This is a genomic window from Massilia sp. Root335, assembly GCF_001425685.1.
In the GTDB taxonomy this organism is placed as follows: domain Bacteria; phylum Pseudomonadota; class Gammaproteobacteria; order Burkholderiales; family Burkholderiaceae_D; genus Telluria; species Telluria luteola.
This window is the reverse complement of sequence record NZ_LMCY01000068.1, coordinates 1-14187: the sequence shown is the minus strand read 5'-3', so window position 1 is coordinate 14187 and position 14187 is coordinate 1. Positions and strand designations below refer to the sequence as shown.

Below are 14187 nucleotides of genomic sequence, written 5' to 3'. Positions count from 1 at the left end.
GATCCGTCTTCCACTGTCGCAAGAGAGCCGCTGAGTGAGAGGAATCGTCCTTGTCTATGATATCGCCACATTCCCTACAGAGCCACAGGCCGTTTGAGATATGCGCACGTTCGTCTGCGGTTTGGCTGCTATCGAAGCGGGGTCCAGCCGGCGACGCGGCATGAATATGCGCCGCATGCCCCGTGACGAGACTCCTATTCTCATCTGAACTCGGACCAGCAGTTAGCTTGCGACAGTAGGGATTCGAACAAAAATGCGCAGCTCGCGCAGCAAGCGTTCGTTTCGTTGCAGCAGAAAATTCGTCTCGTGCCATTGGGTCGCGTCATCTGAAACTCAAGATTGTATTCTATACAATTTAAACTGCTTTCTCGACACCAACATGGTCATGCTCGCCCACGTTGTAGCTGCGATACACTCTTGAAGCGCGCACCGGTTGCCAAGTCAGTGTTGGTATAGCCCGGCTAGGTTACAGGCCAAGCGTTCACTTTTGACGGTATCTGTGACGGTATCTACGAAAGCCATTCAACAGAAGGCCTTTAGGTACGGGCGAAATGCGAAGAGTTCGATTGACTCCGCCCCACCAGTATTCAAAACAAAAGCCCCACCGGCGCAAGCCGGTGGGGCTTTTGTTTTGAATACCTCATGCGCTGGGTATCGAATCCTCGTCCGGCACGGACAAGGGGCGAGCCGGAGCGCCTGACTAAGGAAAATCACGCGGCGTTCGTGTATTATCGGCAACTTCGTCGACTTCCCGCCCGTCCCATGTTGATCGTCCGTTCCGAACAGCTCGCCGCAATGCGCGCAGCCCGCCTGCGGCAGCACCTGCTGGCCGACGTGCACCAGCAGTTCGGCGAAGACTGCCGGATCCTGGGTCCAGACGCGGTGGACAAAGCCATCGCGCTGGGCATGACACGCGCAGGCCGTCACGGCTTCCTGCGCACGGCGGAGGTGCGGCGCTGGGTGCGCCTGATGTTTTTGCTGGGATCCTGTTTCGACGAAGATCCGCTGCTGCCCTGGGCGGCGACGATCCTCGCAGGCGCGCGCGCCGCCAGCCCGGCCGCACGCATGCACGACCTGTACGGCGCGGCCGGCGCGTTCCTGCGCGACACGGCCGGGGCCGACGGCCGGCGCTACCAGACCGCGCTGCTGCGCATCCGCCGCACCGGCTTCGACGAACTGACGCGCGGCGACCCCGTGCGCACCCTGTACCGCCTGTATCCGGCCTACTACCGCAGCCTGTCGCAGCGCACGCTCGACGACACGCTGGTACGCAGCGCGGCGCGCGTGCAGGCGCATGGTCTGGGCCAGGAAGGCCTGTCGTGCTGGCTGCTGCTGACCTGCATGGCCGGCACCCACGTCGACCGCGATCCCTTGTATGCCTGGATCGCGCCCGCATTGCAGGCGTCCGCCGCGCCGGGCGACAAGGCGCGCCTGCTGCACCGGGCCGTCATGGACCACATGGACCGCTATGCGCTGTTCCGGCGCCCGGCGAACGCCGCCGCCGACCTGAGGAGAGAAGCATGAGATGCAACTGTGGCGCCGTGCTGGACGACGATCCGCCGGCCGACCTGGCGCAGCCCCCGGTGATCGTGCAAGGCCCGCCGCCCGTCATCCTGCCTGCTCCGGAACCCGAACCGGAGCCGGAGCCTGAGCCTGAACCGGAGGACGCCCTCCCCGACCTGCCGGCGGACGCCGATCCGCCGCTGGCGGCGCAAAGGCCGCCGCCCTACCACCACGAGACGCCGTCCGAAACGACGGGCGTCGTCTACGGGCCCTTGCGCGACGAACGCGACGAGGACGTCGAGGCGTGCGCGCAAGACCGCGCGCGGCGCGAGGACGACCAGGTGCGCGACGTCTATCTGCGCTTCGCGTACGTCGAGGCGGCGCCGCCGAACCGCGCCCCCGGCAACGCGGACGACGAGCAGGCCGCACGCGATCTCGCCATCGCGGTCGTGCGGTCCGTGCGCGCTCTGCTGCCCAACGGCCCGTTCAACAATCGCGGCCAGCTGCCGGATGCGATCGCGCAGCGCCGCCCGCATCCGCGCACCGAGGACGCCCGCGCCGACTTCATTTACCTGGATGCCGTCGACGCGATCGATGCCGAAGACCGCACTGCGCTCGGCCCCTCGGAGCGGCTGTTCGACGTCGACGGCGCGATGGAAAACATGGCGGGCGGGCTGGTGCGCGGACTGGCGGCGCTGGCGGCCAGCACGCTGTATCTGGGCGGCGGCGTCTGCGAAAAATTCTCGTCCGTCGTCATGGGCGTGTTGAGCACGTGTGCACCGCCCGGCACGGTGGCCTGCAAGGTCGGCTGGAGCGGCGACCACCACTTCGTCGTCCTGCGGATCGGCACCTCGCAATGGTGGGTCGTCGATCCCTGGCCGCACAACGCCTACGTGCTGCCCTGGAGTGCATGCTATTTCGCGCAGGGGGACATCCTGCAGCACACGGAAATGACGGTCGTGGCGCCCGTCGAGGACATGTACGGCGTGCGTTTCCATAACGGCGCAATCGCGGCGTCGCGCGCGCGCTCGATCATCAATCTGCCGTTCACGCACAACGACGGCGCCTTCGATCACAACTGGGGCCAGCGCGACAACCTGCGCGCCGGCGTGGTGGAAGACGGCGTCGACGTCGTGCTGGCCGCTGACGAGAACGCCTGGGGCTAGCGCGCCTGCGCGGCGTCCGCGCCGGCGAGCGCCAGTTCGCGCGTGCGCATGCGCTGACCGTCGAGATCGAACTGGCGCAGGCCGGCGCCGCCGGGCGCCTCGGCCAGCAGCCGCGCCACCGGGCCGAGCAGCGTCTTGAACTCCGCATCCGTACAGGTCGGCAGGTAGACGTTCAGCACGCGCGGGTCGTAGAAGCGGAACGCCAGCTCGCGGCCGTCCTCCGTCCTGACGCGCAGGAATTTCTTGAAATGGAGGCGCTGGCGCGCCAGCGTCACGTCGGGCGCCGCCGTCGTCAGGATGCCCCAGGACTTGCCCCAGCCGCTGCGCAGCAGCCGGTCGGTGGTGCGCGAGTTCGCCGCCAGATGCACCAGGTACGGCGCGGCGGCCTGCAGCCGCGGATGCAGGTTGCCCGTGTACAGGCAGCTGTATTCGAGCCCGCCGGCCCGCAGCAGGCCGAAGATGGCCGGATCGCGCGCGCAGTCCAGCAGCCAATAGGCCTGCTGGCGCGACGTGCCGTCGCCGTCGGGCCAGAGGACGCCTGTCAATGCCTGCAGTTCCGCGTCGGTCATGCTGCGGCTCCCGCGCGCTCGCGCCGGCGCTGCTCGCAGATTTCGCAGAACGGCGCGCCGGACTGCGCGGCCCGCTCGAGCGTTTGCGCCTGCGCGACCTGGTCCGCCGCTTCGGGCCACTCGGCGGGCGCTGCGACCGTCGCACCGGCGGCAGCCGCCGCGGGCGATGCCGTGCGCGCCGCCGCGGGCGTCGGGCTGCGCCCCGGCGCCGCCGACGCGGCCGCGCTACTGCCCGCGGCGCTCGCCGCCCCACCTCCGCCTCCGCCACCGCCTCCGCCTCCGCCACCGCCAGTGGATTGCCGCTGGGCGTGACGGCTGACTTTCCACGCGCCGCGGCCCAGCCGCCAGGCGCCGGCCGCGATGACGTCGTCGTCCGTCAGGCGGTCCAGGCCGACGACGTCCGCAGCGAGCGCAGCCCGCAGGCGGGCCATGCAGCTCGCGTCGTGGCGGTGCCGTTGCAGGAAGCGGCTCGCGCTCCATTCATCCGCGAACGCGATCGTCGCGTCGACGCAGTTCGGACAGCGGTCGGCGAACGAGTGGATGTGGAGGGTTTCCCCGACGGTTTCTAGCGTGAGCGTGATGTGCATGCGTGGTCGGAGCGGCCGCCTGGTCGATGTTCTTGCCAAGGATACAAGGGAGCGCGGCGGCGTACAAGCCCAAGCTGATTTATTGCCGCACGATTGGAATAGCGTCGAAATCTCAACGGCTGTCCATTTCATTTCGCTGCGCTCGCGGGCGGACATGTCGCGGCTCATGCATTTTTGCTTCGCCTCGGCCACTTCCAACGATAAATAGAACATCGACGTTTATCGGCCGCCATGCGCAATGTCCGGCATTTACACCAAAAGCTATTCCTTTTTAAATCAGCGACTTACCGATTGAATTTTCAGGAAATTTCCTAATCCTATCTGGACTCGGTAGATAAGCGTCAATACCACGACGAATCACCCTTTACAGGCCTCCTTGCGGGCTTACGATGAGTGAACGCAGGCGCTATAAATCAACGCAAAATATTGTTGCGATACGCCCATTGGCCTCTGTGTACTAACGTGATGGGCAATCACGTCAGTTGATCGTTTTCTTAACCATCTAGGAGTATGAACATGGCAATTAATGTCGACAACTGGGGTTATATCAATGGTGGCTCCACCATCGAAGTCGGCCTTTTAATCAATGACGGTCAGGATTTCGGTGCGCAATTCTTCGAAGGAAAACCGCAGGATGCCAACAACACCCTTACGACCAATAATGAGGGTATTTCCTTTGGAACCGATGGCAAGCATGCCTATTGGTTCCAGCTGCATTGTGATGGCGTCGGCACGCGCTATGCGCTGTGCGGCGGCGGATTCACGGCCGATTAACACAGCATTGATATACGGAGGATGCCATGAAAGTGAATATGACCGTCATTACCGACCCCAACAGCACCCGGTTTCTGGGCGCAATCAGGACTGATCCCGTCATGATCGGCAAACAGAAAATCCAGCCCATCTTTCGGCAACGTCACGATCAGGCGCACCATCAGGTGCAAGTCGAGGAAAGCCAGGTAAAAGGGCGCCCTGTCGCTGAAGCGGCAGAGCATCTGATGTCACTGATCAAGCACTGAGCAGAAAGATGGATGAGGCGGAGGACACTCCGCTTCGTACTTTTATACGGCAAACCACCTACCTCTCAGTGAGATCGCGATAAAAATATGTCGTATCGCACAGTCCCCCATCGGGCCACAGCGCGAACCCGGGAACGACACCCAGCCTGGTCCAGCCCATGCGCGCATACAGGCGCTCCGCATCCTGGCTGGCCGTATCCAGCACCAGCAGCGTCTTGCCGGCCGACCGTGCCGCCTTCTCCGCCGCATCCATCAGCGCGGCGCCGATACCCCGCTTGCGCGCACGCTGCATCACGAGCATCTTGCACAGGTCGGCCCGGTGCGGCTGATTGTCCGGCTGCGCCAGCACGAGGTGCACGGTGCCGACGATGCCGATCTCGTCCTCGGCCACGAACAACGCACGCTTGCCGGCCTCGACGTCGGCGGCAAGCCCACGCCACCATGCCGATGCCCGATCGCTGGAAAACGGCTGCATGAACCCGACGGACGCCCCACCCTCGACGCAGTCGAGCAGCACGGCGGCCAGCCCGTCGATGTCGGAATCGGTCAACGTATCAACACGGCGAACGCGGCAACTCATGGTCAGCTCCTGGCAAGCGTGGTGAGGACGACGGCATAGCGCGCCGGAACGTCCCCCGGGTTGTGGAAGGAATTCGGTTCGTCGAGCGGGATGGCGAGGCAGTCGCCGGTCTCCAGCAGCCAGGATTGCGCGCCGTAGACGATCTGCATCCTGCCTTCCAGGATCCAGATCTGTTGCAGCACGGCAGGCGTGCGGGCGCCGGCCTCGTACGTCACACGCGTACGCGGCGGAAACGTCACTTCGACGATACGCGTCGGCGACTGGAGCCCTTCTGGCGAGATATTTCGGCGCAGGTAGCCGGAATGCGGATCCTGCCAGGTGACCTGGTCGGCAAGGCGCGCGACGGGCTCGGGCTTGCGCGCAGGATCGTCGAACAACGATGCCAGCGGCACGCCGAGGCCGGCCGCGAGTTTGTCGAGCACGACGGCTGTGGGACTGGTCTCGCCCCGCTCGATCAGCGACAGCATCGAACGGCTGACGCCGCATTGGGTCGACAGCGCATCCAGCGACAGTCCCTGCGCGCTGCGCAGCAGCCGCACCTGTTGGGCGATACGCCCGTTGACGGAAGAATCCTCTTTCATAATGGACTAATTCTCCAATATGAAAGATTTTCCGTCAACTATTTTGGATTAATTCTCCAATTTACTGGAGGATGCGGTGCGATCAGGATGTCGGCCCCGGGTCCGTCCCTGGCGCGACGAGCAATTCCTTCAGCAACATGTCATTGAATGCCGGCAGATCGTCCGGCTTGCGGCTCGTGACGAGGCGCGCGTCCAGCACGACTTCCTCATCGGTCCATTCGGCGCCCGCATTCGTCAGGTCGCGCTTGAGGCTGGGCCAACTGGTCAGGTGCTTGCCGGTGGCGATGCCCGCGTCGATCAGCGTCCACGGACCGTGGCAGATTGCCGCGACCATCTTGTCCTCGGCATCGAAATCACGGATGAATGCGATGGCTTCCTTGCTCATGCGCAGTTGATCCGGATTGGCGACACCGCCCGGCAGCACGAGGCCGTCGAAATCGGCCGGCCTCGCATCGCTCACGTTCATCTCGACCTTGAAGCGGTCGGCCGGATGCAGGTGGTCGAAGCCCTGCACTTCATCGCCGGCGGCCTTGGGCGCCAGCAGGACGACAGTCGCCCCCTGCTCTTCCAGGAAAGAACGGGGGCTCGTGTATTCGATCTGTTCGACGCCATCCGTCATCAGCATGGCGATGCGCTTGCCTTGTAAGGGCTTGCTGGCAACTTGTTCCATATAAACTCCTTTTGGTCGAACGTATGAAGACGATCGACCATTCTAGGCACGGTATAGGGGACACGTCGCACGCCGCATGCGCAACAAGAAAAGCGCCGGCGCATCGATCACGCGAAGGATGCGTCAGTGGCGCGTCTGCCCGGCCGACTGCAGTTCGCTCAGCAGGGCCTGGTTGAAGGCCGGGATGTCGTCCGGCTTGCGGCTCGTGACGAGCTTGCCGTCGACGACGACCGGTTCATCGGTCCATTCCGCCCCGGCATTCTGCAGATCGAGCTGCAAGGTCGGCCAGCTGGTGACGTGCTTGCCGGTGACGAGGTCGGCGTCGATCAAGGTCCACGGCCCGTGGCAGATCGCGGCGATCGGCTTGTTCTCGCGGCCAAATGCGCGAATGAATGTGATCGCTTCCATCGACAACCGCAGCTGGTCCGGGTTGGCGACGCCGCCCGGCAGCACGAGCGCGTCGAAGTCGGCCGGGCGTGCGTCGCGCACGTCCAGTTCGACCTTGAATTTGTCGGCCGGGGTCAGGTGATTGAAGCCCTGGATCTCGTCGCCGGTGGGCTTCGGCGACACGAGCGTGACCTGGGCGCCCTGTTGTTCGAGAAAGCCGCGCGGGCCCGTATATTCGACTTGCTCCACGCCATCCGTCATGAGGATGGCCACACGTTTGCCCTGCAGGGCCTGGTTCGTTCCTCGTTGCATGTAACCTCCGTATCAGCGTTCAAAAAATAGCTAAGCAGGAAGTGAATTGTAGATTTGCCCGATCCGGAACGGCGCGCGCGAAGATATGGCCGGGTCAGCCGAACAGCGCCTGCCACACCAGCCAGAGATTCGCACTGGAGATGACGACGAACAGGAACCACGACAGCGCCTGAGTCCACCAGGCATTGACGAACTGCCCCATCAGGTCGCCTCTTCCCGTCAAACGGATCAGCGGATACATGGCGAACGGCAATTGCAGGCTCAGCACGACCTGGCTGCCGACGAGCATCTTGCCGATGACGTGGTCGCCCAGCGTGAGCACGCCGACCATCGCCGGCCCCAACGCCAGCGCGCGCGTGAGCAGGCGGCGCTGCCAGCCAGGAATCCTGAGTTTCAAGAAGCCTTCCATGATGACCTGGCCGGCGATGGTGCCAGTGAACGTGGAGCTCTGGCCGGACGCCAGCAGCGCCAGGCCGAACAGGATGGCCGCCGCCGCCGTGCCCGCCACGGGGGCCAGCAGGTAATAGGCCTGGTCGATGTCCATCACGTTACCGCCACCCGGTTTATAAAACGCGGCGGCCAGCACGAGGATCGCGCCGTTGATGAACAGCGCGAGGAACAGCGACACGACGGTATCGATGCGCGACAGCTTGATCGCTTCGGCCAGCCGTGTGCCGTCCTGGTTGAGGTCGTGGCGCATGATGCGCGTCTGCACGACGGACGAGTGCAGGTACAGGTTATGCGGCATGACGGTCGCACCGAGGATGCCGATGGCGAGGTACAGCGCGTCGCGCTGGCCCAGCTTTTCCAGCGACGGCACGAGGCCCGCCATGACGGCGAGCGGGTCCGGGTCGACGAGGAACAGTTCGGCGAACAGGCAGACGCCGATGGTCAGGATGAGCCCCAGCACGATGGCTTCCAGTCGCCGGAATCCCTTGCCCTTGAGGCCCAGCACGATGATGGTATCGAGCGCCGTCAGCGCCACGCCGACGGGCAGCGACACCCCCAGCAGCAGCTTGAATGCGAGTGCGCAGCCGAGCACTTCGGCCAGGTCGCAGGCGATGATCGACAGCTCGGCGAATGCCCATAGACCCTTCGCTTGGACCGGCGAATATTGCTCGCGGCAATGTACCGCCAGATCCTTGCCCGTGACGATGCCGAGCCGCATGCTGAGGCATTGCAGCACGATGGCCGCCAGGCTGGACAGCACGACGACGAACAGGAGGTCGTAACCGAACTGGGAGCCCCCCTGGATGGCGGTGGCCCAGTTGCCCGGGTCCATATAGCCCACCGACACGAGCAGCCCGGGGCCGGCATAGCGCAGGATCTTTTTCCACAGCGGACCGTTCTCGGGCACGTTGACGGTGCCTGAGACTTCGGACGGGCAAAACGGTGCGTTGGCGTCGGTCGGTCGTTTGAGCATGAGGGCAAGATAACACGGGGATTCTCGCGCACGCCTCGTGCCGCCCGAGCCCGCCGAAAAACCGGCGCACGGGCGCCGGCGCAGTGCTCAGCCGTTACCGGCATCGACGCCCAGCACACGCAGGCGCGCGCGCAGGCGGCGGATCTCGTCGGCCATGTCGACCACGAGCGCGGCGAGGTCCTCGTTGGCGTCGAAATCGCGCTCGACGCTCAGCAGGTGCCGGGCCCTGGCCAGGTCGTTGCTGCGGAAACGCCAGCTCGTCACCTGCACGCTGACCTCGCCGCCCAGCACCCCCGCGCGCACGTGGCGCACGACCCAGTCGGGTTCCACGTTGCAGGCGCGCGCCAGTTCGTCGAGGGTCAGCGCCACGTCCTCCAGCAGCACGCCGGTGAGAATATCGTCATGCATCGTTCAGGCTCCTATGCGTTCGCGTGGATTGAAGGCAAGGTCGCGCGCCATCGCCTCGTACAGCTCGCGCGCCCGGTCGCTCGTGGCGGGCGGCAACACCACGTTCAGCATCAGGTACAAATCGCCCGGCGTCCTGGCGGGAATGCCGCGTCCTTTCAGGCGCAGCTTGCGCCCGCTCTGCGACCCCGGCGGCACCGTCACCTCGACCGTGCCGGACGGCGTCTGCACCGGGATGCTCGCACCCAGCGCCGCTTCCCACGGGGCCACGGGCACGTCCTGGTACACGTGTGTTCCTTCGACGCGATAGCGCGCGTCGGGGTTCAACTGGATTTCCAGGTAGAGGTCGCCGGCCGGCCCGCCGCCGAATCCCGGATGCCCCTGCCCGCGCATGCGCAGCTGCTGGCCCGGCGTGACGCCTTGCGGGATGTTCACGCTGAGCGTCTTGTCCTGCATCGTCACATGGCCCTGCGCATCGTGCTGCGGGACGCGCAGGCTGATGGTGCGCGTGGCGCCCTGGTAGGCGTCGCGCAGGTCGATGGCGATCGCCGCGTGGATGTCTTCGCCGGGCATCTGAAAACCGCCGCCGCCCGCCCGCGCGCCTGCGCCCGCGCCCGCGCCGCCGCGCGCACGCCGGCCCACGTGGGAGAACAGGTCGTTGAAGAAATCGTCCGCACCGGCGCCGCCGAAATCGAACTGCGTGCCCCAGTCCGGCGGCGGCTGGAAGCCCTGGTCGGGACGATGGCCCCGCCCCAGCTCATCATAGGCGGCACGCTTTTCGGCGTCGCCCAGCACATCGTAGGCTTCGTTGATTTCCTTGGTCTTCGCGTCCGCGTCCTTGTGCTTGCTGACGTCGGGGTGGTACTGCCGCACCAGCTTGCGGTACGCCTTCTTGATATCGTCCTGGGTCGCCGTTTTCTCGACACCAAGGGTCTGGTAGTAGTCCTTGTATTCCACGAGCGTCGCTCCCGATCGGGTTGGATGGTTGGTTCACCCGTATGTTGAGGCGGGGGGCTTGCTTTTCAATTACTTCCTACCAGACGCTTGGTGTCGAGAAACCGCTATCAACCCAAAGTGACATTAATTTATCGCATTTATAGAACGCCGATTTCCTTTAGCCAGCTTTTCAGCAACGATGGCCAGGCGGTTATCGGATGGTCTTTTTCCCTAAGACCGAAAGCATGTCCGCCCTTTGCAAACAAATGAACCTCTGCCGATACACCTGCCTCATTGAGCGCCCGGGCATACAGCGTGCTATTGCAGATGGGGTCGACCGGGTCGTCCCAAGCTTGCACTAGAAATGTGGGCGGCGTTTCCTTCGTCACGTGAATGCTTGATTCGAGTGCTCCAGAGCGACAAAGGTGACCCGGATAAAGCGCAATAGCAAAGTCAGGGCGACTGCTTAGCTCGTCCACAGCATCAACCGTTGCGTAGGCAGACGAGACAATATTGCTGACCTGCGCCACCAAATAGCCCCCTGCCGAGAAGCCGATGACGCCGATCTTTCGCGGGTTCAGGTTCATCTCTCTCGCCTTCGATCGCACGAGCTTAATGGTCCGCTGCGCATCCTGTAGCGCGAGTGGTATCTTTGGAAAGATTCTGCATCGACATTTTTCGTCAAAGTAGTCATTCCCGCCGGGGACGCGGTATTTGAGCAATACGCAAGTCATGCCCTGGGATGTCAGCCAATCGCAGATTTCGGTACCTTCCAGATCGATGGCCAAGACTCGGAATCCCCCGCCGGGAAATACGATGACAGCAGCTCCGGTGTTCAGGCCCTTCGGCGGGTACACCGTCATCGTCGGGTTGCTGACGTCATTGATCTGCATCCACCCACCGTGTCCTGTTGCAGGAACTACCGACTCTGGCTGTTCAAGAGACGTTGCATTAGGTATTGCACCAGGCCAAATGGCAATCTGCCGATGTTCCGGCGATGGCTGCCAAGTCGCCGCTTGGGCCGATGTGAAATTGATCAAGAACAAAGCAAGACTTATCAAGAAACATATACGCACTGTCTTTCCCCTGTAATGGTTTTTAGCTCAAAGCCACTTCCCAGGCTTCACTAGAAGTGTCTATCAGACAAGGCCTCCGTGGGCAGGCGTGTGATGAACTGGCCGGACTACGTGATGAGTTACCGGCGTAGCCTTGGCGCCGGCACCGCCCGCGGCTCGTGCTCGATGAGCTACAGCATCGCCGGCGTGGAGCCGTCCGGGATGGGCCCCTACGTGTTCATCGACATCGTGGGCGCCAGCGAGACCTACGACAATGCGGCGGCCATGGCGGCCGTCAACGATATGGTGAGCCAAGGCGATGAACGGCACGGCGAACTGGAGCAAGGACGCCAACCCGCAGTGGCTCACCAGCTTCACGACGAAGTGAATCGCGACGCCGTTCGATGATGCATGCTTGACGCATGACGCATCGTGTTCGCCCGGCCGTCATTAGCATTTCAACCAGTATCGGGCCATGAACGGCAGTGCTAGATTCCTCGTGTTGCCGTTCGTCCAACAAGGGGAAAATCATGGTGAGCAAATGGGTCAGGCGCACGAGCATCGCATTGGCGGCACTCGCCCTGCTGGGCGTGGCCACGGCCGGCGTCGGCAAGGTGCTGGGGGAACGCAAGATGGCACGCAGCATCACGCTGGACGTGCGTCCGCTCGACATCGTGCCCGACGTCGCCCGGGTCGACCACGGTCGCTACCTGTACAACACGCGCGGCTGCGCCGAGTGCCACGGTGCGGACGGCGCCGGCAAGACCGTCGTGCGCGACGGCGGCATGCTCGTCGTCGCGCCCAACATCACGGCGGGTCCGAACGGCACCACGGCGCACTACCGCGTCGTCGACTGGGTGCGTACCGTGCGCCATGGCGTCAAGCCGAACGGCAATCCCGTCATGATCATGCCCAGCGAGGATTACAGCCGCCTCAGCGACGAAGACATGGCGGCGCTCGTCGCCTACCTGGAGCAGATGCGGCCCGTGTCCGGGGCGAAGGCCGTCGTCGACGTGCCGGTGCCCGTCAAGGCGCTGTACGCGTTCGGCGTCATCAAGGACGCATCGGAAAAGATCGACCACGCGCTGGCGCCGCCGCAGGCCGTGCCGGCCGCCGTCACGCCGGCGTATGGCGCCTATGTCGCCGCCACGTGCATCGGCTGCCACGGCGCGGACCTGGCTGGCGGCCGCGTGCCGGGCGCGCCGCCGTCGTGGCCGCCGGCCGCCCGGCTGGCGCCCGGCAAGGGCAGTGCGATGAACCGGTATCCGACGCCGGACGCGTTCATCGCCATGCTCAGGACGGGCCATCGGCCGGACGGCAGCGCGGTCAGTGCCGTGATGCCGTTCGGGTCGTTCCGGCAGATGAACGAGACGGACCTGCGGGCGTTGTATGCCTACCTGAAGTCGGTGCCGGGAACGACGTTGGCGCAGCGCTGAGGCAGTCCCGAGCGCGTCGCGCGCCGGTCACACGGGCTTGGCAATTCCTCAGTAAAATGCGCGGTTTCTCCCAGCAAACCGAACATGACGAATTTGTCCAGCACCGGCGCCCGCGCGGCGCATCCCGTCCGCACCGAGGTCGCGACGCTGTGGCGGCTCTCGTGGCCCATGCTCGTGGGCCAGCTCGCGACCGTCGGCATGGGCGTGGCGGACGTCGCCATGACGGGCCACGTCAGCGCGGCCGAACTCGCCGCCGTGTCGCTCGGCACGTCCGTGTGGTCGATCATCCTCGTGACCGTCATGGGCATCATGATGGCCGTGAACTCGGTCGTCTCGCACGAGATGGGCGCCGGCCGCTACGACCGCATCTCGCACTCGGTGCGCGAGTCGCTGTGGATGGGCTTCGGCGTCGGCGTCGCGGGGTGCCTCGCCGCGAACCTGTGCACGCTCGTGTTCGACCACATCGGCCTCGACGCGGCCGTGGCCGACCGTGCGTCGACGTTCCTGCACATCATCAGCTTCGGCATGCCCGCGTTCGCCTGCTACCGCGCGCTGTACGGCTACACGACGAGCATCAACCAGACCAAGCCCATCATGGTGATCGCCATCTGCGGCCTGCTCTACAACATCGTCATGAACTGGCTGTTCATCTTCGGCGAGTTCGGCCTGCCCAGGCTGGGCGCGCTCGGCTGTGCGCTGTCGACGGCGACCGGCATGTGGCTGATGCTCGGCGCGATGGTCTGGTGGATCAAATGGGGCGTCGCCTACCGCCTGACGTATCCGTTCACGCGCTGGGAAGGGCCGAACTGGAAAGAGATCGGCAGCATGCTGCGCCTGGGCCTGCCCATCGGCATCACGTATTTCGCGGAGGTCAGCGCGTTCGGCATCATCAGCCTGCTCGTGGCGCGTTTCGGCGTGATCGAGGTGTCGGCGCACCAGATCGCGCTGAATTTCGTCTCGCTCGTGTTCATGGTGCCCTTGAGTTTCGGCATCGGCGCGCTCACGCGCGTGGGCCAGGCGATGGGCGAAGGCAATCCGGTGCGCGCGCGCTTCGTCGCGTGGGTCGGCACCGGGATGTGCATCGCGTTCGGCCTGCTGTCGGCCATCTGCATCGCCCTGTTCCGCTGGCAGATCGCGGCGATGTACACGTCGGACGCAGGCGTCCAGGCCACGTGCGTGATGCTGCTGCTGTTCGCCGCCCTGTTCCAGTTGTCGGATGCGACGCAGGTCGCGGCCGCGTCCGCCATCCGCGGCTACAAGGTGACGCGCTCGCCGATGGTGATCCAGATGATCGCGTTCTGGGGCGTCGCCCTGCCCGTCGGCTGGATTCTCGGATTGGCGCCGGACTGGTTCCCGTGGTCGCCGGGCAAGCCGATGGCGGCGACCGGCTTCTGGATCGGCCTCGTGCTGGGCCTGACCGTGGCCGCCGTGCTGCTGGCGTGGTCGCTGAACCAGTTGTCGAAGCTGCGCGTCCGCGAGGTCGCATGAAGTCGTGAATTCGGGGTCAGAGCCTAATGCCGTTAAGTTAAGGTTCTTCGAAGGCGGCGCTCGGGATAAC

At 64.5% G+C, this 14187-nt stretch carries 17 protein-coding genes; 7 read left to right on the top strand and 10 right to left on the bottom strand.

The genetic code is table 11. From position 1 onward, the window contains the following. Window positions 1-762: 762 nt before the first annotated feature. On the top strand, window positions 763-1524 hold the full coding sequence (locus ASC93_RS28170) for a hypothetical protein (RefSeq protein WP_056450541.1): 762 nt from the start codon (window positions 763-765) through the stop codon (window positions 1522-1524). Continuing rightward, window positions 1521-2669 (top strand): hypothetical protein, encoded by a 1149-nt coding sequence (locus tag ASC93_RS28165; protein ID WP_056450538.1) that lies wholly within the window; start codon window positions 1521-1523, stop codon window positions 2667-2669. Before ASC93_RS28170 ends, ASC93_RS28165 begins: the two co-directional genes overlap by 4 nt. Here the strand turns inward: ASC93_RS28165 and ASC93_RS28160 are convergent. Both ASC93_RS28160 and ASC93_RS28155 read right to left on the bottom strand, forming a co-directional pair. Continuing rightward, on the bottom strand, window positions 2666-3238 hold the full coding sequence (locus ASC93_RS28160; RefSeq protein ID WP_056450535.1) for a DUF4123 domain-containing protein: 573 nt from the start codon (window positions 3236-3238) through the stop codon (window positions 2666-2668). The genes ASC93_RS28165 and ASC93_RS28160 overlap by 4 nt on opposite strands. Beyond that, on the bottom strand, window positions 3235-3825 hold the full coding sequence (locus ASC93_RS28155) for a hypothetical protein (RefSeq protein ID WP_056450532.1): 591 nt from the start codon (window positions 3823-3825) through the stop codon (window positions 3235-3237). Before ASC93_RS28155 ends, ASC93_RS28160 begins: the two co-directional genes overlap by 4 nt. Before the next feature lie 516 nt (window positions 3826-4341). On the opposite strand from ASC93_RS28155, the gene ASC93_RS28150 reads away from it, so the two are divergent. Together ASC93_RS28150 and ASC93_RS28145 are read left to right on the top strand one after the other, a co-directional pair. Continuing rightward, a complete protein-coding gene (locus ASC93_RS28150) occupies window positions 4342-4599 on the top strand; it encodes a hypothetical protein (RefSeq protein WP_157202160.1) in 258 nt (85 codons plus the stop codon). A gap of 26 nt (window positions 4600-4625) precedes the next feature. Continuing rightward, the gene (locus tag ASC93_RS28145; protein ID WP_157202159.1) at window positions 4626-4844 is read left to right on the top strand and encodes a hypothetical protein; all 219 of its coding nucleotides are present in this window, start codon (window positions 4626-4628) and stop codon (window positions 4842-4844) included. Window positions 4845-4902: 58 nt separating this feature from the next. Here ASC93_RS28145 and ASC93_RS28140 read toward each other — a convergent pair whose 3' ends face one another. The 8 genes from ASC93_RS28140 to ASC93_RS28105 all read right to left on the bottom strand — a co-directional run bounded on the left by ASC93_RS28140 (window position 4903) and on the right by ASC93_RS28105 (window position 11031). Next, on the bottom strand, window positions 4903-5424 hold the full coding sequence (locus ASC93_RS28140; RefSeq protein ID WP_056450522.1) for a GNAT family N-acetyltransferase: 522 nt from the start codon (window positions 5422-5424) through the stop codon (window positions 4903-4905). A gap of 2 nt (window positions 5425-5426) precedes the next feature. Beyond that, complete coding sequence (locus tag ASC93_RS28135; RefSeq protein WP_056450520.1) at window positions 5427-6005, bottom strand: helix-turn-helix domain-containing protein; 579 nt, start codon at window positions 6003-6005, stop codon at window positions 5427-5429. 82 nt (window positions 6006-6087) lie between these two features. Next, the gene (locus tag ASC93_RS28130) at window positions 6088-6675 is read right to left on the bottom strand and encodes a type 1 glutamine amidotransferase domain-containing protein (protein ID WP_056450518.1); all 588 of its coding nucleotides are present in this window, start codon (window positions 6673-6675) and stop codon (window positions 6088-6090) included. 123 nt (window positions 6676-6798) lie between these two features. After that, window positions 6799-7374 carry a type 1 glutamine amidotransferase domain-containing protein gene (locus tag ASC93_RS28125; RefSeq protein ID WP_056450516.1) on the bottom strand — a complete coding sequence of 192 codons (576 nt, stop codon included), beginning with the start codon at window positions 7372-7374 and terminating at the stop codon, window positions 6799-6801. A 94-nt stretch (window positions 7375-7468) separates the two neighbouring features. Beyond that, window positions 7469-8797, bottom strand: a complete 1329-nt coding sequence (locus tag ASC93_RS28120) for an Nramp family divalent metal transporter (RefSeq protein WP_056450514.1) — start codon at window positions 8795-8797, stop codon at window positions 7469-7471. Window positions 8798-8884: 87 nt separating this feature from the next. Further along, window positions 8885-9205 (bottom strand): chaperone modulator CbpM, encoded by a 321-nt coding sequence (locus tag ASC93_RS28115; RefSeq protein ID WP_056450512.1) that lies wholly within the window; start codon window positions 9203-9205, stop codon window positions 8885-8887. A gap of 3 nt (window positions 9206-9208) precedes the next feature. Continuing rightward, window positions 9209-10159: a DnaJ C-terminal domain-containing protein gene (locus ASC93_RS28110; RefSeq protein WP_056450510.1), complete on the bottom strand. Its 951-nt coding sequence runs from the start codon at window positions 10157-10159 to the stop codon at window positions 9209-9211. 137 nt (window positions 10160-10296) lie between these two features. Further along, the gene (locus tag ASC93_RS28105) at window positions 10297-11031 is read right to left on the bottom strand and encodes an alpha/beta hydrolase (RefSeq protein ID WP_229412904.1); all 735 of its coding nucleotides are present in this window, start codon (window positions 11029-11031) and stop codon (window positions 10297-10299) included. A 276-nt stretch (window positions 11032-11307) separates the two neighbouring features. On the opposite strand from ASC93_RS28105, the gene ASC93_RS28100 reads away from it, so the two are divergent. The 3 genes from ASC93_RS28100 (at window position 11308) to ASC93_RS28090 (ending at window position 14117) form a co-directional block, all read left to right on the top strand. Beyond that, window positions 11308-11601 (top strand): hypothetical protein, encoded by a 294-nt coding sequence (locus ASC93_RS28100; RefSeq protein WP_056450507.1) that lies wholly within the window; start codon window positions 11308-11310, stop codon window positions 11599-11601. A 122-nt stretch (window positions 11602-11723) separates the two neighbouring features. Then, a complete protein-coding gene (locus ASC93_RS28095; RefSeq protein WP_229412903.1) occupies window positions 11724-12629 on the top strand; it encodes a c-type cytochrome in 906 nt (301 codons plus the stop codon). Window positions 12630-12713: 84 nt separating this feature from the next. Beyond that, window positions 12714-14117, top strand: a complete 1404-nt coding sequence (locus ASC93_RS28090) for an MATE family efflux transporter (protein ID WP_056450505.1) — start codon at window positions 12714-12716, stop codon at window positions 14115-14117. The last annotated feature ends 70 nt before the right edge of the window (window positions 14118-14187 follow it).

Bases quoted from the DNA above. Each gene is read 5' to 3' on its own strand.
- ASC93_RS28140 (WP_056450522.1), bottom strand. From the start codon at position 5,424: ATGAGTTGCCGCGTTCGCCGTGTTGATACGTTGACCGATTCCGACATC.
- ASC93_RS28100 (WP_056450507.1), top strand. From the start codon at position 11,308: ATGAACTGGCCGGACTACGTGATGAGTTACCGGCGTAGCCTTGGCGCC.
- ASC93_RS28090 (WP_056450505.1), top strand. From the start codon at position 12,714: ATGACGAATTTGTCCAGCACCGGCGCCCGCGCGGCGCATCCCGTCCGC.
- ASC93_RS28145 (WP_157202159.1), top strand. From the start codon at position 4,626: ATGAAAGTGAATATGACCGTCATTACCGACCCCAACAGCACCCGGTTT.
- ASC93_RS28125 (WP_056450516.1), bottom strand. From the start codon at position 7,374: ATGCAACGAGGAACGAACCAGGCCCTGCAGGGCAAACGTGTGGCCATC.
- ASC93_RS28115 (WP_056450512.1), bottom strand. From the start codon at position 9,205: ATGCATGACGATATTCTCACCGGCGTGCTGCTGGAGGACGTGGCGCTG.
- ASC93_RS28135 (WP_056450520.1), bottom strand. From the start codon at position 6,005: ATGAAAGAGGATTCTTCCGTCAACGGGCGTATCGCCCAACAGGTGCGG.
- ASC93_RS28150 (WP_157202160.1), top strand. From the start codon at position 4,342: ATGGCAATTAATGTCGACAACTGGGGTTATATCAATGGTGGCTCCACC.
- ASC93_RS28155 (WP_056450532.1), bottom strand. From the start codon at position 3,825: ATGCACATCACGCTCACGCTAGAAACCGTCGGGGAAACCCTCCACATC.
- ASC93_RS28120 (WP_056450514.1), bottom strand. From the start codon at position 8,797: ATGCTCAAACGACCGACCGACGCCAACGCACCGTTTTGCCCGTCCGAA.
- ASC93_RS28105 (WP_229412904.1), bottom strand. From the start codon at position 11,031: ATGCAGATCAATGACGTCAGCAACCCGACGATGACGGTGTACCCGCCG.
- ASC93_RS28130 (WP_056450518.1), bottom strand. From the start codon at position 6,675: ATGGAACAAGTTGCCAGCAAGCCCTTACAAGGCAAGCGCATCGCCATG.
- ASC93_RS28165 (WP_056450538.1), top strand. From the start codon at position 1,521: ATGAGATGCAACTGTGGCGCCGTGCTGGACGACGATCCGCCGGCCGAC.
- ASC93_RS28160 (WP_056450535.1), bottom strand. From the start codon at position 3,238: ATGACCGACGCGGAACTGCAGGCATTGACAGGCGTCCTCTGGCCCGAC.
- ASC93_RS28170 (WP_056450541.1), top strand. From the start codon at position 763: ATGTTGATCGTCCGTTCCGAACAGCTCGCCGCAATGCGCGCAGCCCGC.
- ASC93_RS28095 (WP_229412903.1), top strand. From the start codon at position 11,724: ATGGTGAGCAAATGGGTCAGGCGCACGAGCATCGCATTGGCGGCACTC.